Raw genomic sequence first — 19,120 nt, forward strand, 5'->3', positions numbered from 1 at the left:
GGTTACCCATGTGAGAGTAAGTCATCGCCAGCTCATTATTCTAAACACCCCCATTCCAATGAATGGGGGTGTTTTTTTATGCGTGGTATTTAATTTTTATAAAAGATAGATCCAAAATTAGATTTGTATTCTGGCTGTATTCTATGAATATAATGATAAACTCTATTATTTTTGGGTGCGTCCATGAAAATCAATTCTTTCTCTCCAATACCTGAAGATGATGAAGAGCTATCTTTGCCTGCATTGATTTATTGGGCATCTCTAGGTGATATAGATCAAGTAAAAGAATTACTAATAGAGGGAGAAGATCCTAATCAGACAGATGATGAGGGATATAGTGTTCTACAAGCAGCTGCTGAGAATGACCATTTAGAGATAGTTCAACTCTTAGTTGAAAAAGGGGCGAATGTTGCTTATAAAAGCGAATATACAGCACTACAACTTGCAGAAATGGCGGGTAATACTGATGTAGTGGAATATTTAAAGAGTTTATAAAATTAAAAAGCCTCTTTTGTTGGGAAAAGGGGCCTTTTGTTCAATTAAGACAAATGATATTTCTGTAGTTTCTCAACAATGGATTGAAGACCTTTTACTTCAAACTCATTAGCTTCGAATTTTTCATCTTTATTACGTTTAAATATATCTCTTATCTCTATTACAGCATTTGGATCAATGATACTTAAACTTGAGGTGACTTGACGTATTTGGCTAATCGAGCGAGAGCCATTTGTTGACCCATAGCCAATAAATGCAGCAGGTTTACCACTCCACTCTTTGCCTAAATAGTCCAAAGCATTTTTTAAGGCTGGACTGTAACCATGATTGTATTCTGGACTGATAAAAATAAATGCGTCTGCTTGAGCAATTTTGTCTGCCCATTCTTGTTGTTTAGGTTGATCATAAATCCCGGTAGCAGGTGGGTGAGAGCCTGAAAATAACGGTAAATTCCATTCTTTTAAATCAATTACTTCTGTCTGAAAATCTTCTAGATTAAATGATGGAATTGTGGATTCTAGCCAATTGGCAACTTTAATTGCTGTACGTCCTTCACGAACACTTCCTACGATAATATAGACCAGCATGTATTTTTCCTAAGAATTTTTATCTTTATAACTTAATTCATTATATAGGTAGGAGAGAATATAGAATTTGTAAGGATTCTTATGTCTCTAATAAAAATTGAATCATAAAAAAGCCCTCATTTAGAGGGCTTTTTTATTTACATTAGCTTAATGCCTTGTTGGCCTTCAGGAGTAACCTTGAATATTTCCACTTCAAAGGTAATATTTTTCCCAGCTAATGGATGATTAAAATCAATTTCTGTAATGTCATCATTAACTGATTTTACTACACCGAATAAGGTGGTTTTTGCCTTATCTTCAAATTCGATCATGTGACCAGGAATAGGGCGTTGCTCAAACTTAATTGTATCGAAAGTTTGAACATTTTCTGGATTCCACGGACCAAAAGCATCTTCTGGTGGAAGGTGTACTGTACGGCGGTCACCCGCACGTAAACCGAATAATGCTTTTTCGAAACCTGGTAAAAGGTTTCCGTCACCAATCGTCAGACTAACTGGCTCTTCACGGCTACGTGTATTGTCAATTTCTACACCATTTTCGATAGCTACAGAAAAGTGTAGATCGACTTTAGAACCTTCTTGGATACGAATTTCTTCGTTAGGTTGAATAATTTCGGTCATATTATGCATCCGAATTTTGGTTACGTTGCTTCTCAAGGAAGAATGTATCAATGAGTAGCAAAATCGTACCTAGGGTGATGGCACTGTCCGCAATATTAAAAGCTGGAAAGTGATGATTTTGGTAATAAACATGAATGAAATCGACCACATAACCTAGGGTAATACGGTCAATTAAATTGCCTAAAGCTCCACCTAAAATTAAAGCGATGGCTACAGGTAGTACCACCATTTTTTTAGGCATACGCATTAACCAAAATACAAAAAGTACTGAAACTAAGCCCGCTAAAGATGTGAAGAAATAGCGCTGCCATCCTCCTGCATCAGATAAAAAGCTAAAAGCTGCACCATAGTTATGTAATAGTGTCCAGTTTAAAAATGGAAGTACTGGTACAGGATCTGCATAGTTGAGATGTGTACTTGCAATCCATTTTGTCCATTGATCCAATACAATGGCAAGGACAGAAAGTCCAAGCCAAATCAGATTATGTGGATAAAACTGGAATAAGCCTTTTTTAGCTTGTGAATTAGGCATATTTTCTCACTTCGCCACGACCAGTGACGTTCACAATACAACGACCACATAAACCAGGATGATCGGCATGTGTATTTACATCTGGAAGAACGTGCCAGCAACGTGCACATTTTTCACCTTCAGCTGCAGATATTTGTACACGTAAGCCTTCCATTTCAGTTGCTTCACCTCGCTCAGCAAATGGATGTACTACTACTTGCGAAGTAATAAGAACAAAACGGAGTTCATCAGCCAGTTGGTTTAAAACTGTTTGTAATGATTCACTTGCCCAAAGTTCAACTTTGGCTGAAAGATTACTGCCGACAAGTTTAGCGTTACGTGCTGCTTCAATCTGTTTATTTACTGCAGATTTTACGCTAATCAATGTTTGCCAATCTTCTTCAGAAAGCAAGTTTGCTTTTGATGAAACAGGCAAGTCATACCATTCTGATGTAAATACATACTTTTCAGTTTGTTCTGGAATCAGTGGCCAAGCTTCTTGAGCGGTAAAGCTTAGGATTGGGCTCATCCAACGAATAAATGCTTGGACAATATGGTAAAGCGCTGTTTGAGCAGAACGACGTGCCTGAGAATCCGCTTTAGTGGTGTATTGGCGATCTTTAATAATGTCTAGGTAGAAACCACCTAAGTCATTAATACAGAAGCTCGTTAACGCACTACACACCACATGGAAGTTCATTTCTTCATAGGCAGTGATAATAGTTTGTTGTACTTCATTTGCACGCTGTAAGATGTATTGATCTAGAGCAATAAGGTCATCTACGTCCAAAGCATCAGTACTTGGTTTGAAACCATTTAGATTGGCAAGTAAGAAGCGTAGAGTATTACGAATACGACGATAGCTATCACTTACACGGCTAAAGATTTCTTTCGATGCTGCGATTTCATAACGGTAGTCACTAGAAGCTACATATAGACGTAAACCATCGGCACCAAGCTGTTTGATGATTTCTTCAAGTGGGATATAGTTACCTAAAGATTTTGATAACTTACGACCATTTTCATCCACTGTAAAACCATGTGTTAACAAGGCCTTATATGGTGCACGATTGTGAATTGCCATAGACGTTAATAAAGAAGATTGGAACCAACCACGGTGTTGGTCTGAACCTTCTAAATATAAATCGGCAGGGCTTTCTAATTCATCACGTTGCTCAAGTACAGCGTAATGCGTTGTACCAGAGTCGAACCATACATCGAGTGTATCGCGAACAGCGTTATATTGTTCAGCATCTTCACCGATGAAGTCTTTTGCTTCACGTTTGAACCATGCTTCAATGCCTTCTTCTTCGATCAGTTGAGCAACTTCTTCGATGAGTTCAGGTGTACGCGGATGTAATTCGTTCGTATCTTTATGAACGAAGAATGGAATTGGAACACCCCAAGTACGTTGACGTGAAATACACCAGTCCGGACGACCTTCGATCATTGATTCAATACGGTTTTTACCCCAGTTCGGTACAAACTCGATATCATTTTCAATAGCATTAAGCGCACCTTCACGTAACCCTTTTTGATCCATGCTAATGAACCATTGTGGTGTAGCACGGAAAATAATAGGAGTCTTATGGCGCCAGCAGTGTGGGTAGCTGTGTTTAATTGGTTGATGAGCCCATAAACGGCCTACAGCGCCCAAAGCTTCGATAATCTTTGGATTGGCTTTATAGATGTGCTCACCAGCATAGATTGGAGCAGTTGGAAGATAAACACCGTTACCACCCACTGGGTTATCTACTTTAAGGTTGTATTGAAGACCTACTTTATAGTCGTCTGCACCATGGCCAGGTGCTGTATGTACGGCACCTGTACCGCTTGTTGCGATAACGTGTTCACCTAAAATAACCGGAACTTGACGATCAGTAAGTAGAGGGTGTTGTAAGGTAAGGTTTTCAAGAGCCGAACCTGTAAAATCAGCTAAAACAACTGGATTTTCAAGCTTGTAACGCTCAATCGCAGAAGCAACTAGGTCTTTAGCAAGAATGAAGTTTTGCTTACCGCGCTCAGTTGTCACTTGTACCAATTGATATTCAATTTCGGCATGCAACGCAACTGCTTGGTTAGCTGGTAATGTCCAAGGTGTAGTGGTCCAGATCACGATATCTGTCGGATCTTGAACTTCTATGTTTAAGCGAGCACTTAAATCTTTTAGATCGACAACGCCAAATCCAACGTCAATTGCGTCAGATTTTTTATCTTCGTATTCAACCTCTGCTTCAGCAAGAGCTGAACCACAGTCCATACACCAGTTCACTGGCTTTAAGCCTGGCTGGATATGGCCATTTTTCTGGATGAGACCTAGAGCACGAACGATATCGGCTTCTTGTTTGTAATTCATGGTGAGATAAGGATTATCCCAATCACCTAAAATACCAAGACGTTTAAAGTCAGTACGCTGTAAATCAATTTGTTTTAGCGCGTATTCACGGCAAAGTTTACGGAAAGTTGCTGCGTCAACTTTTTCGCCCACTTTACCCACTTTCTCTTCGACTTTTAGTTCGATTGGCAAGCCATGACAGTCCCAACCTGGAACATATGGTGCATCAAAACCTGAAAGCGTACGGCTTTTTACAATAACGTCTTTGAGTACTTTATTGACCGCGTGACCCAAGTGAATTGTACCGTTCGCATATGGAGGGCCATCATGCAAAATATATTTTTTCTTGCCAATACGCGATGCACGAATCTGCTGATAAATGTTGTCGGTATACCACTCTTCTAACCATTTCACTTCACGTACTGCCAAATTTGCTTTCATTGCAAATTGAGTATCCGGCAGGTTTAGCGTGGCTTTGTAGTCCACTGCATTCTCAGGAGTTTGCTTATCGCTCATGCAAGTTTTCTTCCAGTTTAATCAGCTTGGGAGCTGACATGTTTTACAATCAAAATTCGAATTAAAAAGGAAATTGTGTCGTGTCGTTACGATATTGTCGTAACTGTTGCACGTCATTATCAATTCCTGCCTTAAGTGCCTCAAGCGAAGGGTAGTTCAATTCACCATGAAGATAGTGAAGAAAAGTCACCCGCATAAATAAGCCATACAGATTAGCAGAAACATCAGGGAAATGTACTTCTAATCTCCATTCTGGATGTTCTTGCTGAATGGCGGGACGTGTACCGACATGACCTGCGCCATAGAGGCTATTTTCATGATATCCGGCAATTCCCGGTTTCTCTGGTGTTTCTTGGCGTACTTTTTCAGTGAGTGAAGTTGTTTCGCAAATGACTTCAACGCCATAAATACCGTTTAAACAAGGTTTGTGGCGGTTGAGACGAACATTAATGGTTGGAAAATCAAGAGTTCGTCCAATTTGGTCGCCATATTGGACACGTCCAGTAATACTGTACGGACGGCCTAATAATTTAGCTGCTAAAGCGAGATTACCCACTTGAAGTACTTGGCGAATACGGGTTGAACTTACGCGTTCACCTTCAAGTTCAATGGTATGTAAATTTGTGACTTGGAAGCCATAATCTTTTAAAAATTCACTATTGCCTTGGCGGTCTTTACCGAAATGAAAGTCATCCCCTAAAACTAATGACTGGGCATTTAATTTATTTTTTAATAAATCTGCGAAGGCAGATGCGCTCATGCTACGGAAATGTTCATCAAATTTAGCAACCGCAATATAGTCAACGCCAAGCTCAGCTAGGTATTCAACTTTTTCCCGTAATGAATTAATACGAGGAGGTGCATCGTAACCTTTGAAGAACTCAAGCGGTTGTGGCTCAAAAATCATGACCAGTGTTTTTAAGCCTTGTGCTGCAGCAATGTTTTTGAGTTGAGCAATCATCGCTTGGTGGCCTAAATGGACACCATCAAAATTACCAATAGTTACCGCTGTTGGAGGTAACTGAAAATTGGGCGATAACGCATTAAGACGAAGCAGTTTCATGAACTTAAAATATGGCTATTTTTGCAAGGGCTATATATTGCCATAATCTCACAGATTCGTCTTGTTGTTGTGTTTTTACTCAGTTATTTTTCAATATGAATATTTTTATATTTAAAACACTGATGAATTAAATAAAAATAAATCAATTTTGCTTATTAATGGTTTGCTCTACTATGCCTTTATCCACTCTTTGATTAGAGAACTAAGATGAAAAAACCCTTTTATCAATTAAATCAAAGCAAAGATGTTATACGACATTTTACCCCAAATTGGTTTACAGCGACTATGGGTACTGGCGTGGTGAGTATGATTTTAATCCAGCTGCCATTTGCTCAATCTTTTTTATTCACGTTAGCAACTTGGTTATGGCAATTTAATATTGTCTTATTCAGTGTTTTTTCAGTTCTTTATTTATTGCGGTGGTTTCTTTTCCCTCATGAGGCGAAGCAAATTTTTAATCATCCAAATATGAGCTTGTTTTTAGGGGCTATCCCGATGGGGCTCGCAACGATATTAAACGGGTTTCTAAGCTTCGGTTTTGGGCTTTACGGTGAAGTCGCAATCCATATCGCCCAAGCTTTATGGTACATCGATGTCTTTTTAGCGCTAGCAATTGCGTGGATTGTGCCGTTTTGCATGTTTAGCCGTCAGAACCATCAGTTACATACGATGACCGCAATCTGGCTTTTACCTGTAGTTGCTTGTGAAGTAGCAGCAAGTTCTGCGGGGATGTTGGTTGCACATTTACCAGCAGATGTGCACAGCTTTCATCTATTACTGGCTGGTTATGTGCTCTGGGGAATCTCTGTTTTACCAGCATTCGCTATTTTGACAATTTTAATGTTGCGTATGGCTTTGCATCAGTTACCTGAAAAAGAAGTCGCTATTTCTAGCTGGCTCTCTTTAGGCCCGATTGGTACAGGTGCATTAGGTTTATTGTTATTAGGGCAGCAGGCACAAAGAGTAGCGCCAAACGTAGGATTTGACCAATTTGCGAATATCTTTCAAGCCTTAGGAGTTGTAGGTAGTCTCGTGCTTTTAGGCTTTGGGTTATGGTGGCTTGGTCTTGCGATTTTAACAACGCTTCGGCACGCAAAGACAGGTATTCCATTTAACTTGGGCTGGTGGGGCTTAACTTTTCCATTAGGCGTATTTATTCTCGCCCTATTTAACTTAGGACATCAGGTTGAAGTTGTATTTTTACAATACGTTGCTGTGGCATTGAGTTTTTTATTATTGGCAATGTGGGGCGTGGTAATGAAGAAAACGCTTGCAGGCGCATATAGCGGTCAACTGTTCTTTTCACCGTGTTTAATCGCTTTACAACAAAAAGTGCAGTAATGATGAAAAGGTGCAAAAAGCTTTTGCACCTGATTTATACTTATTTTCTAACTTATTTAATTTTGATTTGAGCTTTTTGAATGAACACTGATATTGCTTTAATTATGGCACTTCCTAATGAATCTAAGGGTTTATTTGAACACGCAGGTGTAGAAGTCCATTACAGTGGTATTGGTAAGATTAATGCTGCCTTTAAAGCATTTGAAGTTATTCAAAAAACAGGATGCAAAACTTTAATTAACCTCGGTACAGCTGGAAGCTCTGCATTTAAACGACATGATTTGGTCGAAGTAAAAACTTTTGTACAACGTGATATGGATGTTTCTCCCTTAGGTTTTGAAGTAGGAGTAACGCCGTTAGATGATCACTTGCCAGCTGAAATTCATCTTCAAACACATTTTGCTGATTTGCCAAAAGCAATTTGTGGAACTGGAGACTCATTTGAAACAGGTCATCCAAAAGTCGCGTGTGATGTCGTGGATATGGAAGGCTATGCTTTAGCCAAAGTATGCCATAAGTTAGGCGTACGACTAATTTCGGTGAAGTATATTACTGATGGGGCAGATGACACCGCGCATCTGGATTGGGAAGAAAATTTATTGTTAGGCGCCCAGAAACTTTTAGCTCTTTATCAAAACCATTTCTAAAAAAAGATCGGCAAATTTGCCGATCTTTTTTTTGTTTTAACGAGGCAATACGCCGTAGAGCATCAGGTGGACTGTATGCTCAATCGAACGCTGGAACATACTGCGGTTACGAAGCGTTTTACCGGTCACCATTTCCATTTGAGTTGCAAAATCTGCATAGTTTTGCGTAAGGCCCCAAATATTTAAGATTAATAATTCTGGGTCGATATCTGGGGAAATCTTTCCTTCTTCTTGCCAAGTCTGAATGACCTTGGCTTTGCGCTTAAATAGCTTTTTCAAAGGCCCTTTCAGTATTGGTAAAATATGTGGAGCGCCTTGAATAATTTCTAGTGCAAACAATCTTGATGCTTTCGGTTGGCTACGAGACAGTTCGATTTTTTGAATTAAATAGTGAGATAAGGCTTCGGCTGGTTCTAATTCAGCTTCTAAAGTTTGTAATGGGGCCAACCATTTTTGTAAAACGGTTGTGAGCACTTCTACATATAAAGACTCTTTATTTTCATAGTAATAGAAAATATTCGACTTATGCATGTCGGCGAGTTGGGCAATTTCATCCAGACTTGCTCCACTGAACCCATAGACTGAAAAGACGTCAAGGGCCGCAGCAAGAAGCTGATTGCGCTTTTGGGTACTCTTTTTTTGTTCCATCTGCTGCATAATTAAAAAAATAATATTCCCATTGTAAGGGAAATTGTTTGATTTGTGCACAGGTGTCTTGCTTTTTTAATCAAAAAACAGCTAGTTATTTGCGTAATAGATATACTATTGTGCAAAAAATAGAGAGATTCACTAGTTTATTGTTATTCTTAAAAATATTTTTTTATTTTCGCCCTAAAAAAGAGCAATAAAACAGCAGTTTTATTGCTCGTAAATTGGGCATTTTTCGGCTGAAATATTCTCATTGCTCATCGCAACCTTAAGTTGCTAAAACCGCATCGAGTACTTGTTGCTCAAGCTGAGCAAAAGTAATACTTTTTTTACGCGGACGCGGCAAATTAACTTGGAAACTTTGAGCAATTTTGCCCTTATCTAATAAGATAATACGGTCAGCCAATTGCACTGCTTCACTCACATCGTGTGTGACCAAAATTGCAGTAAAGCCTTGCTCTTTCCATAAACGTTCAATCAAGCTTTGCATCTCAAGCCGAGTTAGAGCATCTAATGCACCTAACGGCTCATCTAACAATAATATGCGGGGTGTATGCGAAAGTGCACGTGCTAAAGCTGTACGCTGACGTTGACCGCCTGAGAGTTGGGAAGGCCATTGCCCAGATTTTTCTTTTAAACCGACTTTTTCTAGTAATTCTTCTGCCAAAGCATGTTGTGATTTTGGTAACCCAAGTTGAACATTTTGAAGAATATTTCTCCAAGGAAGTAAACGAGGATCTTGGAACATTACTCGAATATCATCGTTTGTAATGCCTTCACGTAAATGTCGGGCAGATTTAAATTTGATTTCCCCAAAACTGGCTTTTTCAAGTTGGGCAATTAAACGTAGTAACGTACTTTTGCCACAACCACTTCGGCCAACAATTGCTAAAAACTCGCCCGGCTGGATATGTAGATCAAGATCTTCGAGGACCTTTACCTCACCATAAAATTTATAAAGTTGCTCAATCAGAATCTCTGCTCCTAATACAGGTTCTTGAGATTCTGTTGGTTCTTCCGGAATGAGCTGCACTTCATTCTGATTAATATTTAAATTCAGATTTGTCATGTTGTAAGCTCCCTTATTTCTGATATCCAGAATGCCAACGTAGTAAATAGCGTTCCAAAAGCTGTGCTAAAACATCTGCCAGTTTGCCTAGTAAGGCGTACAGAAGAATACCGACCAGAACTACATCCGTTTGTAAAAACTCACGTGCATTCATGGTCATATAACCAATACCTGCTTGAGCCGAAATGGTTTCAGCAACAATGAGCAATACCCAAACCAAACCTAAAGCAAAGCGTAAACCCACTAAAATAGAAGGCATCGCACCTGGTAGGATAATTTCTTTATAGAGCTGCCAACGTGAAAGTCCATAGCTTTTGCCCATTTCAATTAATTGAGGATCAACTGACCGAATACCGTGATAGGTATTAATATAAATCGGGAAGAAAACACCTACTGCGACTAAAAATAATTTTGCTGTTTCATCAATGCCGAACCACAAGATGACAAGTGGGATAAGTGCTAAGGCAGGGATGTTACGAATCATTTGTAAGGTCGTATCGAGCAGGGTAGAGGCGAAACGCGAAGACCCGTTGAGTAGACCCAATAACAAGCCTAAGCCACCGCCAATCAACAACCCTAGTAAAGCACGTCCTGCACTTACTTTAACGTGCTGCCAGAGTTCACCACTCACCAGTAGATGCCAAAAAGCGGAAACTACAGCAGTAGGTGCAGGTAAAATACGGCTTTCTAAAAGACCCGAACTTGAGGCAATTTGCCAAACAACTAATAGAAGAATAGGGAAAATCCAAGGCAGCAAACGCTGCCCGATTTGTTTTGTTCCACGTGAAACAACACTTTCAGCTTTGCTCATGCAGGCTCCTTGACGGAACTATTTTGCTTCTTCTCGTCTGGAACATAATTGTTGGCAATAATTTCCCCGAATGGACCGGTTAAATTTGGCTGAGCAAGTTTAGCGCGAGTTTCAATTGGTAATAACGGGAATACCAATTCTGCAAAACGGATTGATTCTTCAAGGTGTGGATAGCCTGAGAAAATGAAGGTATCAATACCTAAGTCAGCATATTCCTGAATGCGAGCAGCAACTGTTTCAGGATCACCTACAAGAGCTGTTCCAGCACCACCACGGACTAAGCCAATACCTGCCCAAAGGTTTGGAGATACTTCAAGCTTGTCTCTGTTGCCGCCGTGGAGAGCCGCCATACGTTGTTGGCCTACAGAGTCCATTTGTGCAAATTTTTTCTGTGCGGCAGCAATAGTCGCATCATCAAGATATTGGATAAGCTCGTTAGCTGCTGCCCAAGCTTGTTCGTTGGTTTCACGAACAATCACATGCAAGCGAATGCCGTAAGTTAATTTACGACCTTTAGTCTCAGCTTTAGCACGAACATGTTCGATCTTTTGTTTGACAGCTTCTGGTGGTTCCCCCCAAGTGAGGTAAGTATCGACTTGCTCAGCTGCAAGATCGACAGCGACGTCTGAAGAGCCGCCGAACCAAAGTGGTGGATAAGGCTTTTGAACAGGTGGGTAAAGTAGTTTTGCATCATCCACTTGTAAGCGTTCACCGTGGAATGTAAAAGCTTCACCTGTATGTGAGCGTGTCAAAATCTCACGCCAGATTTTTACGTATTCATTAGCAGTTTGATAACGTGTTGAGTGATCTTCATATAAGCCATCACCGCGTAGTTCTGCTTCATCACCACCAGTCACTAAGTTGAGTAACACACGGCCATTCGACAAACGGTCAAACGTTGCAGCCATACGTGCTGCCAACGCTGGTGTCGTTACACCTGGTCGTAATGCAACTAAAAATTTAAGGTGTTGAGTTGCATCAATTAGGCTAGCCGCCGTAATCCAAGGGTCTTCACATGAACGGCCTGTTGGAATAAGTACACCTTCGTAACCTAAATTATCTACTGCCACAGCAATTTGCTTCATATAGGCATGGTCAACCTGACGAGCGCCTTTACTTGTACCTAAATAGCGACTATCACCGTGGGTAGGAATAAACCAGAAAATTTTCATGTGCATTACCTATATGTCTATTGAAATTACTTGGCATCCCAAACAGCTTGTTTAATGCTGATTGGTTTTGGAATGATGCCTTGTTGAGTAAAAATGTCTGCGAGTTGCTGCTGCTCAGCAATCACTTTGCTGCTGAGTGGAGCTGCCGATGATGGGCGTGGACGTCGTTTAATGAATAAATCACTGGTTGTAGGCTTAAGTCCTGTGCTTTGGCCAATCGCACCTGCCGTTTCTGCTTGATGGCTTTGAACCCATTTGTCAGCTTGATTGATTTGTTTGATGAGCCCTGAAACAGCTTTAGGATGTTGTTTAACAAAATTTGGAGCTGCTAAATAAAATGTATAGTTCGGGCTTAAACCTTTACCCGATGCAAGAACACGCGCTTGGTCTTCTAGTTGTGCTGAAGCAAAGTAAGGATCCCAAATTGCCCATGCATCAACAGCACCCTTTTGGAATGCTGCGCGAGCATCGGCAGGAGTAAGCCAGATCGGAGTAATGTCACTCCAGTTTAGGCCTGCTTTACGTACGGCTTGTACAAGTAAGTAATGTGAACTTGAACCTTTTTGCAGCGCAATACGTTTGCCTTTAAGGTCTTTAAGCTGTTTGAGTTGCGAGTTTTTGGGAACTAGAATTGCCGATGCCAATGGCTTAGCCGCTTCATAAGCAATGTAATATAAAGGCTTGCCAGCCGCTTGTGCATAGACAGGAGGTGTATCTCCAGTAACGCCGACATCGAGTGAGCCAACAGCCAATGCTTCTAAAATTTGTGGACCAGCAGGGAATTCATTCCAAGTAATTTTTGCACTTGGGAATTCTTGCTCAAATAGCTTTTGCTGTTTGGCAATTGCAAAGTTAATCGAGCTTTTTTGAAAACCAATACGAAGTTCTTTCACAGTTGGATCAATTGCCCAAGCTGGCGCTGCGATTGTTAAGCCTAATACAGTGACTGCACTGAGGCGCTTAATTAATTGTGTCCACTGACTCTTACTAAATAATGACTGATGTTGCATATTGATATCCTTGTTCCCCTTGAGGCAAGACACAGCATTTATATCGTTATTTAAGCTGTGCCCAAGCTGGGGTTATTTCAGTTTTAAAATGGCGTCTTGAATGGTGAGTTTGTTTGGAATGAGCTTTTGTGCATAAAAAGCATCAGCCACATATTGTTGTTCTTGTGCCACCTTGTCAGATATTGGCTGCACTCCAAAACCCATACGTGAAATGGAAGTTTTGAGTACATCAAACTCAAGTGCGGTAGGTTTTTCGAGTAACTTGGCAGCTTCATCCTGATGTGAACTTACCCACTCAGTGGTCTGGTTAAGTGTCTGTACAACAGTGTTGAGTACTTTCGGATTATTTTCTGCAAATTTACGGTCAGCTAAATAGAACTGATGATTACTCACCAAGTTTTCACCTGTTGCTAAAACTCGGGCCTGAATTTGATGTTCAGCCGCTGCAAAGAACGGGTCCCAAATGACCCATGCATCGACTGCACCTTTTTCAAAGGCAGCACGAGCGTCTGATGGCGGTAAATAAACTGGTTGAATATCACTTAAGCTTAAGTTGTTGGCTTCTAAAACTTTTAACAATAGGTAATGAACATTCGAGCCTTTGTTAAGAGCAACACGTTTGCCTTTTAAATCTTTAATAGATTGGATTGGAGAGTCTTTTTGTACCAATAGTGCTTCAGCTTTTGGCGCAGCAGGTTGGTTTGCGACATAGACTAAATTTGGATTGGCAGCCTGAGCAAAGATCGGTGGTGCTTCACCAGCTTCCCCCAGCGAAACACTTCCTACGTTTAAACCTTCAAGCAATTGAGGGCCAGCAGGGAACTCAACCCATTTTACTTGCACGCCTTGTTCTTTTAATGCTTTTTCTAAGTCACCACGAGCCTTTAAAATAGGAAGAATCCCATATTTTTGGTAGCCAATATTTAAAGTTGTGGTGGCTTGTTCCTCTTTTTTGGCACAACCACTTAACATCATCACTCCTGCAAGGCTGGCTGCGATGACTGAATATTTTGCCCATGAAGTGGTGTTGAAAAGTGCCATGAGATTTCGTGCTCCCCGAAAGAGAAAAAGAAAAAATAATTGGATGAGCAGATACCCTAAATGGATTTTTATTTCAGAAAAAATAAGTATTCGGTCTTTATTTATGCAAAAAAAAGCTAAACACAATAGACTATAAACTTATGCGAAAAAATGATTTATCTAATAGAAATATATTTAATGAATTGCGAGTAAGTTGATGTAAATAAAATAAAAAATATTAAAATCTTAAAAAAATAGATTTTAAAAAAAGTACAACCATAAATTAATCGTGTTTACGGTTGTACTTTTTGAACTAAGCTTATCTGAAATAAGAATATCTTAAAAATAGCAAAGGCTAAGGAAGTGGTTTTTTAAAGACTAAAGAATTTCTCTGATAGTTATAGAGTGCCTGACGAGCATTGGGTAAGTCATCAACAGTAACTTGATGAAAACCATGCTCCAAAAACCAGTGAGCTGTCCGAGTCGTTAAAACAAATAATTGACGAATACCTTGTTCTTTTGCCTTTTCTTCAAGGAATTGCAAAATTTGGCTGCCACGGTTCGATTTACGATAACTTGGATGTACTGCGACGCAGGCAATTTCTGCTGAACGTGTTTCATTAAATTCTGTTGGAATTGGATAAAGTGCAGCACACGCTAGAATCGTACCATCGCGCTCAATAACAGCGAACTGGCTAATCTCTTGCTCTAAACGTTCACGTGAACGATAAACCAAGATACCTTCTTCTTCTAATGGACGTAATAAATTCATTAAACCGCCCACATCTTGAATGTTGGCCATGCGAACTTCTTCATAATGCGCATCGGTAATCATGGTACCAACACCATCACGAGTGAATAGCTCTTCAATTAGTGCACCATCATAGGCATAAGAAATAAGATGAACACGGTGTACGCCTGATAAAGACGCTTTTTTTGCTTGTTGCAAATGTAAAGTAAGTGTTGGGCTAAGGGTTTGGTATTGTTGAATATAGTAGTCCAGTTGATGTGGGCTTAATTCACGTAATATTTGCTCATCTTCATTCAGTAATCCTTGTTGCTCCCCAAGAAAAATGAGTTTATCTGCTTTTAAGTAAGTTGCTGTTTTAGTTGCCACCTCTTCAGCTCTTAAGTTAAATACCTCACCTGTAGTGGAGTAACCTGTTGGTCCTAGCAGTACAATATTATGGTTGTCGAGATGCCGATCAATCGCATCGGTATCGATAGAACGAACTTCACCTGTGAGCTGGAAATCCATGCCATCACGAATACCATAAGGTTTAGCAGTCACAAAATTACCTGATACCACATCTATGCGAGCGCCGTACATTGGCGAGTTTGCTAAGCCCATAGAAAGTAATGCTTCAATTTCAAGGCGAATAGAACCTACAGCACTCATGACACAGCTTAAAGATTCACGTGTGGTAATACGGCTGTTGTCATAAAAAGGAGTTTCGATTCCTTTTTCTTTAAGATTTTGATTAATTTGTGGACGTGCGCCATGAACTAAGATTAAGCGGATGCCAAGAGAATGTAATAAAGCAATATCATGAATGATATGTTCGAAATTAGGATGTCGGACTGCTTCACCACCAAACATCAACACAAATGTTTTATCGCGGTGAGCATTAATGTAGGGCGCTGAGTGTCGAAACCAGTGTACATAATGCTGGGTGTTATTATGCGACTTACTTTCAGGCTTACTTGGCATACCGATCTCGAATCAACAGCAAAAAGATATAAAGATGATTCTAAACAAAAAAGACTAAAGCCGCATGTTTTAGATAAAAAAACACCCAAATTGAAATTTGGGTGTTTAAATTTTTTTTGATTAGTGAACAACTCTAATGATTTTATGACTTTGTTCATTCACTAATACGTAAGTTCCGTTCACTTTATACCATTTTTGATAGCGACCCGGTTTAGTCAATTTTTGGTGTTGACGATAGTCGATCACGTAACGTGAATGTCGATACTCATGCGGTACAACCTGACCTACTCTCCACGCATTACGATGGTCGTCTTTTTTAATCACTTTAACTGTTTTTACTTCATGGTTTTGATAGTTGCCATGATGATTATGATCATTTGGTGCTGCCATTGCTGTTGTTGCAACTAAACCACTAAGTGAAAGAACAATCGCTGTTGTTAATTTTTTCATTGTGAACCTCGAATGATGAGCTAAATTTCAATAACTAAAGATTAGTGAACAATTGCAGATAAATCGTGGAGGCTAAGAAGAATAAATGTGAAAACTAATTGTGAAATAAGAAGAAATTAAGAAAATATCTAAAGTGAAAATATAAAAAAGCTTGTATTTTTAAGATAGATAAACAATAAAAAAAGGATAAAACCCAAAGGCTTTATCCTTTTTTTACTCAGCGATAGCGAGGGCCTATCGCCTTAAAAACCACGAATACTCACAATGCTATTAGAGTCTGTGTCGACTAAAATATAGTCATTGTTGATTTTGTACCATTGCTGATTACGGCCTGGTTTCGGCAAGTTACTGTCTTTATAGTCGACTTTATAGCCATTACCACGATAGTGCTGTGGCATAACATAGCCAGGCTGCCAGCGATGTTGTTTTAAGCGTTCAAAGCCACGCTCTTCGCGCATACGGCGTTCGTCACGGATACGATCCTCATCATGATCACGTCCAAATCCTGGCCCACGATCATTCCACTCACCGCGTGGCCCTCCACCTTTAGGTCCTTTGGGACCATGGCCTCGGTCAAATGGAGGATCGGCAAAGCTTGCCATACTTGTGGTCAGTACGGTTATGCAAAGGGCTAAGATGGTGAACAACTTTTTCATGATGCATCCTCGTTTACATCTGATGTCTCTCATGTTGAATACTCTACGCGCAAAATGCAGAGAAACTGTGAAGATCATTTAATGGTTCAATTAAAATTACGGATAGATCAAGAGTTTTTATCAATAATAAAAAAGGCTTGTATATATCTTTTCAGGTATAGGCAAGCCAGATTTGATGATTGGCCGTAATTTAATCTAGCTTTTCATCTTTAACTTTTTAATCCTGCGCATCAATACTTTGACCATTGAGTGCCAAGCTATCTTCACCCATTAAATAGAGATAGGCTGGCAAGATCGACTCTGGTGTAGGTAAGGTTTTCGGATCTTCTTGTGGGTAAGCTTTCGCACGCATTGCAGTACGTGTTGCGCCTGGATTAATGCAGTTAAAGCGAATATTTGGATAAGTATTCTCCGCTGCAAAAATTTTGCTCACTGCTTCAATGGCAACTTTTGAGACAGAGTATGCGCCCCATAAAGCACGTGCTTCACGACCTACACCTGAACTGGTAAATACGACAGAGGCATTTTCTGATTTTTGCAAAAGTGGCAATAAAGCTTGAGTCAGGGCAAAAGGAGCTCGTAAGTTAACTGCCATCACGTCATCCCATACTTCGGTAGGATAATGTGCTAGCTCTACACGCTCACCTAAAATACCGGCATTATGCAAAATACCATCTAGACGTCCAAATTGCTTTTCAAGTGTATCGACTAAAAAGTCATAATCACGGTCAGAGGCACTTGAAAGTTGTAATGGTAAAATCGCGGGCTGAGGTGCGCCTAGACTTTCAATTTCATCATAAATCACTTCAAGTTTATTTAAGGTTCTACCATGCAGGACAACAGTCGCACCATGTAGGGCATAACTTAGAGCTGCAGCTCGCCCAATTCCATCACCAGCACCGGTAATTAAAATAATTCGATCTTTGAGTAGATCTGGACGAGGTTGGTATTCTGAATATTTCATTGGTAAACCTCCTTCTTTTTATATTGATAAAACAAATAGCCGTTAAAAAAGTCTATAAAACTCTTAAGTTAACTTATCATACGCTGATTTTCCTGTAGAGCAGGAAGCTTTTGACGTAACATATCGTGTAATTCTGTCACTGTATTTACAATCGAATCGGCCTGCCAAGCGGCTAAATCATCACGGTGTTCAATAGGCAAATAACCGTACGCAGCCAAAATAGTGTACATATTGGCATTGCGACCAGCATCGATATCACGTGGATGATCACCTACATAAATAATTTCATCTGCTGATATATTTAACTGTTTAGCAGCCAAATACATTGGTTCAGGGTCTGGTTTGGTTTTACTGACATCTTCAGGACATACCAAAACCGCACAGCGTTCTGTCAGATTTAACTTTTCTAAAAGAGATTCACTTAAACCGCGTGGTTTGTTGGTCACAATACCCCACGGAATTTGCGCAGCTTCTAACTCTTCTAAGAGTGGATACATACCTTCAAACAGATCTGTATCAACCACAATATTATTGCCGTAAATATCTAAAAAGTTTTGACGATGTGCCAAGAAAATTGGATTGGCCATATCCAGCTCTGGATAAACCAATTTCACCATCGCACGTGCGCCTTCAGACACCTGAGTGCGAATAAGATCGGCTTCTACAACAGGGCGTCTTGCATCACGGCACATTTGCTGAATAATACGAATGAAATCCGCAGCTGTATCGATAAGCGTACCGTCTAAATCAAATAAAACAGCTTTCATCATGCACCTGTATTAATCGTATGAACCATATAGTTAACGTCAACATTTGGCGCTAACCAGTAATGCTTGGTCAGTGGGTTGTAATGTAGTCCAGTCATTTCTTTTAACGTAAGGCCTGCATTACGAATATCATGTGCCATTTCAGATGGTCGAATAAATTTATGATAATCATGTGTACCTTTTGGCAACATGCGTAGTACGTACTCTGCACCAATAATGGCAAATAAATAAGATTTTGGGTTACGGTTAATGGTCGAGAAGAACACATGGCCGCCCGGTTTAACCAGAGCCTGACAAGCTTTTACAATAGATGCCGGATCTGGAACGTGTTCCATCATTTCCATACAAGTCACCACGTCGTATTGACCTGCTTGTTCTTGTGCTAATTCTTCTACAGGAATTTGACGATATTCAATATTTTGAACATTTTCTTGCTGAGCATGCAAACGGCCGACAGCTAGAGGTGCTTCACCCATATCAATGCCTAATACATCTGCGCCACGGCGTGCCATGCTTTCGGCCAAGATGCCGCCGCCGCAGCCGACATCAAGTACTTTTTTACCAGCAAGACCGCCTGCACGTTCATCAATCCAGTTTAGACGTAAAGGATTGATTTGATGAAGTGGGCGAAATTCAGAATGTTGATCCCACCATTTGGCAGCAAGTGCTTCAAACTTTGCGATTTCTTGTAAATCAACATTCAATTGCGACATGGTGCTACCTCTAA

At 40.1% G+C, this 19,120-nt stretch carries 20 protein-coding genes; 3 read left to right on the top strand and 17 right to left on the bottom strand.

Annotated elements, in window-relative coordinates:
- The first annotated feature begins 183 nt into the window (after positions 1–183).
- On the top strand, positions 184–495 hold the full coding sequence (locus KTJ10_RS12740) for an ankyrin repeat domain-containing protein (protein ID WP_262442138.1): 312 nt from the start codon (positions 184–186) through the stop codon (positions 493–495).
- 44 nt (positions 496–539) lie between these two features.
- Here KTJ10_RS12740 and KTJ10_RS12745 read toward each other — a convergent pair whose 3' ends face one another.
- The 5 genes from KTJ10_RS12745 to ribF all read right to left on the bottom strand — a co-directional run bounded on the left by KTJ10_RS12745 (position 540) and on the right by ribF (position 6,127).
- Positions 540–1,082, bottom strand: a complete 543-nt coding sequence (locus tag KTJ10_RS12745; protein ID WP_199978338.1) for an NADPH-dependent FMN reductase — start codon at positions 1,080–1,082, stop codon at positions 540–542.
- A 137-nt stretch (positions 1,083–1,219) separates the two neighbouring features.
- A complete protein-coding gene (locus KTJ10_RS12750) occupies positions 1,220–1,702 on the bottom strand; it encodes a peptidylprolyl isomerase (RefSeq protein WP_086376339.1) in 483 nt (160 codons plus the stop codon).
- Between the two features lies 1 nt (position 1,703).
- Entirely contained in the window at positions 1,704–2,234 is a 531-nt protein-coding gene (gene lspA / locus KTJ10_RS12755; protein WP_005804840.1) for a signal peptidase II, read from the bottom strand.
- Positions 2,227–5,064 carry an isoleucine--tRNA ligase gene (gene ileS, locus KTJ10_RS12760; protein ID WP_262442139.1) on the bottom strand — a complete coding sequence of 946 codons (2,838 nt, stop codon included), beginning with the start codon at positions 5,062–5,064 and terminating at the stop codon, positions 2,227–2,229. The genes lspA and ileS overlap by 8 nt, the downstream gene beginning before the upstream one ends.
- A 61-nt stretch (positions 5,065–5,125) precedes the next feature.
- Positions 5,126–6,127, bottom strand: a complete 1,002-nt coding sequence (ribF, locus tag KTJ10_RS12765) for a bifunctional riboflavin kinase/FAD synthetase (protein WP_032005779.1) — start codon at positions 6,125–6,127, stop codon at positions 5,126–5,128.
- 207 nt (positions 6,128–6,334) lie between these two features.
- On the opposite strand from ribF, the gene KTJ10_RS12770 reads away from it, so the two are divergent.
- Both KTJ10_RS12770 and KTJ10_RS12775 read left to right on the top strand, forming a co-directional pair.
- A complete protein-coding gene (locus KTJ10_RS12770; protein WP_086266094.1) occupies positions 6,335–7,468 on the top strand; it encodes a TDT family transporter in 1,134 nt (377 codons plus the stop codon).
- A gap of 80 nt (positions 7,469–7,548) precedes the next feature.
- The gene (locus tag KTJ10_RS12775) at positions 7,549–8,115 is read left to right on the top strand and encodes a 5'-nucleosidase (RefSeq protein WP_262442140.1); all 567 of its coding nucleotides are present in this window, start codon (positions 7,549–7,551) and stop codon (positions 8,113–8,115) included.
- A 36-nt stretch (positions 8,116–8,151) separates the two neighbouring features.
- Here the strand turns inward: KTJ10_RS12775 and KTJ10_RS12780 are convergent, their stop codons facing one another.
- The 12 genes from KTJ10_RS12780 to ubiG all read right to left on the bottom strand — a co-directional run bounded on the left by KTJ10_RS12780 (position 8,152) and on the right by ubiG (position 19,106).
- On the bottom strand, positions 8,152–8,772 hold the full coding sequence (locus KTJ10_RS12780; RefSeq protein WP_009387703.1) for a TetR/AcrR family transcriptional regulator: 621 nt from the start codon (positions 8,770–8,772) through the stop codon (positions 8,152–8,154).
- 259 nt (positions 8,773–9,031) lie between these two features.
- Positions 9,032–9,832 (bottom strand): ABC transporter ATP-binding protein, encoded by an 801-nt coding sequence (locus KTJ10_RS12785; RefSeq protein ID WP_069141599.1) that lies wholly within the window; start codon positions 9,830–9,832, stop codon positions 9,032–9,034.
- Between the two features lie 13 nt (positions 9,833–9,845).
- A complete protein-coding gene (ssuC, locus tag KTJ10_RS12790; RefSeq protein ID WP_002120785.1) occupies positions 9,846–10,643 on the bottom strand; it encodes an aliphatic sulfonate ABC transporter permease SsuC in 798 nt (265 codons plus the stop codon).
- Entirely contained in the window at positions 10,640–11,815 is a 1,176-nt protein-coding gene (gene ssuD / locus KTJ10_RS12795) for an FMNH2-dependent alkanesulfonate monooxygenase (protein WP_231762202.1), read from the bottom strand. Before ssuD ends, ssuC begins: the two co-directional genes overlap by 4 nt.
- Positions 11,816–11,841: 26 nt before the next feature.
- Positions 11,842–12,825 (bottom strand): sulfonate ABC transporter substrate-binding protein, encoded by a 984-nt coding sequence (locus KTJ10_RS12800; RefSeq protein ID WP_262442141.1) that lies wholly within the window; start codon positions 12,823–12,825, stop codon positions 11,842–11,844.
- Between the two features lie 72 nt (positions 12,826–12,897).
- Entirely contained in the window at positions 12,898–13,866 is a 969-nt protein-coding gene (locus KTJ10_RS12805; RefSeq protein ID WP_032063257.1) for a sulfonate ABC transporter substrate-binding protein, read from the bottom strand.
- 334 nt (positions 13,867–14,200) lie between these two features.
- On the bottom strand, positions 14,201–15,556 hold the full coding sequence (gene argA, locus KTJ10_RS12810) for an amino-acid N-acetyltransferase (protein WP_057085049.1): 1,356 nt from the start codon (positions 15,554–15,556) through the stop codon (positions 14,201–14,203).
- 120 nt (positions 15,557–15,676) lie between these two features.
- The gene (locus KTJ10_RS12815; RefSeq protein ID WP_057085047.1) at positions 15,677–16,006 is read right to left on the bottom strand and encodes an RcnB family protein; all 330 of its coding nucleotides are present in this window, start codon (positions 16,004–16,006) and stop codon (positions 15,677–15,679) included.
- A 242-nt stretch (positions 16,007–16,248) separates the two neighbouring features.
- Complete coding sequence (locus tag KTJ10_RS12820) at positions 16,249–16,662, bottom strand: RcnB family protein (protein ID WP_009387402.1); 414 nt, start codon at positions 16,660–16,662, stop codon at positions 16,249–16,251.
- Between the two features lie 217 nt (positions 16,663–16,879).
- Positions 16,880–17,626 carry a YciK family oxidoreductase gene (locus KTJ10_RS12825; RefSeq protein ID WP_057085045.1) on the bottom strand — a complete coding sequence of 249 codons (747 nt, stop codon included), beginning with the start codon at positions 17,624–17,626 and terminating at the stop codon, positions 16,880–16,882.
- 68 nt (positions 17,627–17,694) lie between these two features.
- Positions 17,695–18,396, bottom strand: a complete 702-nt coding sequence (locus tag KTJ10_RS12830) for an HAD family hydrolase (RefSeq protein WP_081035361.1) — start codon at positions 18,394–18,396, stop codon at positions 17,695–17,697.
- Positions 18,393–19,106: a bifunctional 2-polyprenyl-6-hydroxyphenol methylase/3-demethylubiquinol 3-O-methyltransferase UbiG gene (gene ubiG, locus KTJ10_RS12835; protein WP_005804826.1), complete on the bottom strand. Its 714-nt coding sequence runs from the start codon at positions 19,104–19,106 to the stop codon at positions 18,393–18,395. The genes KTJ10_RS12830 and ubiG overlap by 4 nt, the downstream gene beginning before the upstream one ends.
- Between the last annotated feature and the right edge of the window lie 14 nt (positions 19,107–19,120).

The sequence above is a fragment of the Acinetobacter sp. WU_MDCI_Abxc222 genome (genome assembly GCF_025514755.1).
GTDB classification, from domain to species: Bacteria; Pseudomonadota; Gammaproteobacteria; order Pseudomonadales; family Moraxellaceae; genus Acinetobacter; species Acinetobacter geminorum.

What these genes read in the sequence shown, in the direction of transcription:
- lspA (WP_005804840.1), bottom strand. Translation starts at nt 2,234, where the DNA reads ATGCCTAATTCACAAGCTAAAAAAGGCTTATTCCAGTTTTATCCACAT.
- KTJ10_RS12740 (WP_262442138.1), top strand. Translation starts at nt 184, where the DNA reads ATGAAAATCAATTCTTTCTCTCCAATACCTGAAGATGATGAAGAGCTA.
- ribF (WP_032005779.1), bottom strand. Translation starts at nt 6,127, where the DNA reads ATGAAACTGCTTCGTCTTAATGCGTTATCGCCCAATTTTCAGTTACCT.
- KTJ10_RS12830 (WP_081035361.1), bottom strand. Translation starts at nt 18,396, where the DNA reads ATGATGAAAGCTGTTTTATTTGATTTAGACGGTACGCTTATCGATACA.
- KTJ10_RS12805 (WP_032063257.1), bottom strand. Translation starts at nt 13,866, where the DNA reads ATGGCACTTTTCAACACCACTTCATGGGCAAAATATTCAGTCATCGCA.
- KTJ10_RS12825 (WP_057085045.1), bottom strand. Translation starts at nt 17,626, where the DNA reads ATGAAATATTCAGAATACCAACCTCGTCCAGATCTACTCAAAGATCGA.
- KTJ10_RS12780 (WP_009387703.1), bottom strand. Translation starts at nt 8,772, where the DNA reads ATGCAGCAGATGGAACAAAAAAAGAGTACCCAAAAGCGCAATCAGCTT.
- KTJ10_RS12800 (WP_262442141.1), bottom strand. Translation starts at nt 12,825, where the DNA reads ATGCAACATCAGTCATTATTTAGTAAGAGTCAGTGGACACAATTAATT.
- KTJ10_RS12770 (WP_086266094.1), top strand. Translation starts at nt 6,335, where the DNA reads ATGAAAAAACCCTTTTATCAATTAAATCAAAGCAAAGATGTTATACGA.
- KTJ10_RS12750 (WP_086376339.1), bottom strand. Translation starts at nt 1,702, where the DNA reads ATGACCGAAATTATTCAACCTAACGAAGAAATTCGTATCCAAGAAGGT.
- KTJ10_RS12745 (WP_199978338.1), bottom strand. Translation starts at nt 1,082, where the DNA reads ATGCTGGTCTATATTATCGTAGGAAGTGTTCGTGAAGGACGTACAGCA.
- KTJ10_RS12815 (WP_057085047.1), bottom strand. Translation starts at nt 16,006, where the DNA reads ATGAAAAAATTAACAACAGCGATTGTTCTTTCACTTAGTGGTTTAGTT.
- argA (WP_057085049.1), bottom strand. Translation starts at nt 15,556, where the DNA reads ATGCCAAGTAAGCCTGAAAGTAAGTCGCATAATAACACCCAGCATTAT.
- KTJ10_RS12785 (WP_069141599.1), bottom strand. Translation starts at nt 9,832, where the DNA reads ATGACAAATCTGAATTTAAATATTAATCAGAATGAAGTGCAGCTCATT.
- ubiG (WP_005804826.1), bottom strand. Translation starts at nt 19,106, where the DNA reads ATGTCGCAATTGAATGTTGATTTACAAGAAATCGCAAAGTTTGAAGCA.
- ssuC (WP_002120785.1), bottom strand. Translation starts at nt 10,643, where the DNA reads ATGAGCAAAGCTGAAAGTGTTGTTTCACGTGGAACAAAACAAATCGGG.
- KTJ10_RS12775 (WP_262442140.1), top strand. Translation starts at nt 7,549, where the DNA reads ATGAACACTGATATTGCTTTAATTATGGCACTTCCTAATGAATCTAAG.
- KTJ10_RS12820 (WP_009387402.1), bottom strand. Translation starts at nt 16,662, where the DNA reads ATGAAAAAGTTGTTCACCATCTTAGCCCTTTGCATAACCGTACTGACC.
- ileS (WP_262442139.1), bottom strand. Translation starts at nt 5,064, where the DNA reads ATGAGCGATAAGCAAACTCCTGAGAATGCAGTGGACTACAAAGCCACG.
- ssuD (WP_231762202.1), bottom strand. Translation starts at nt 11,815, where the DNA reads ATGAAAATTTTCTGGTTTATTCCTACCCACGGTGATAGTCGCTATTTA.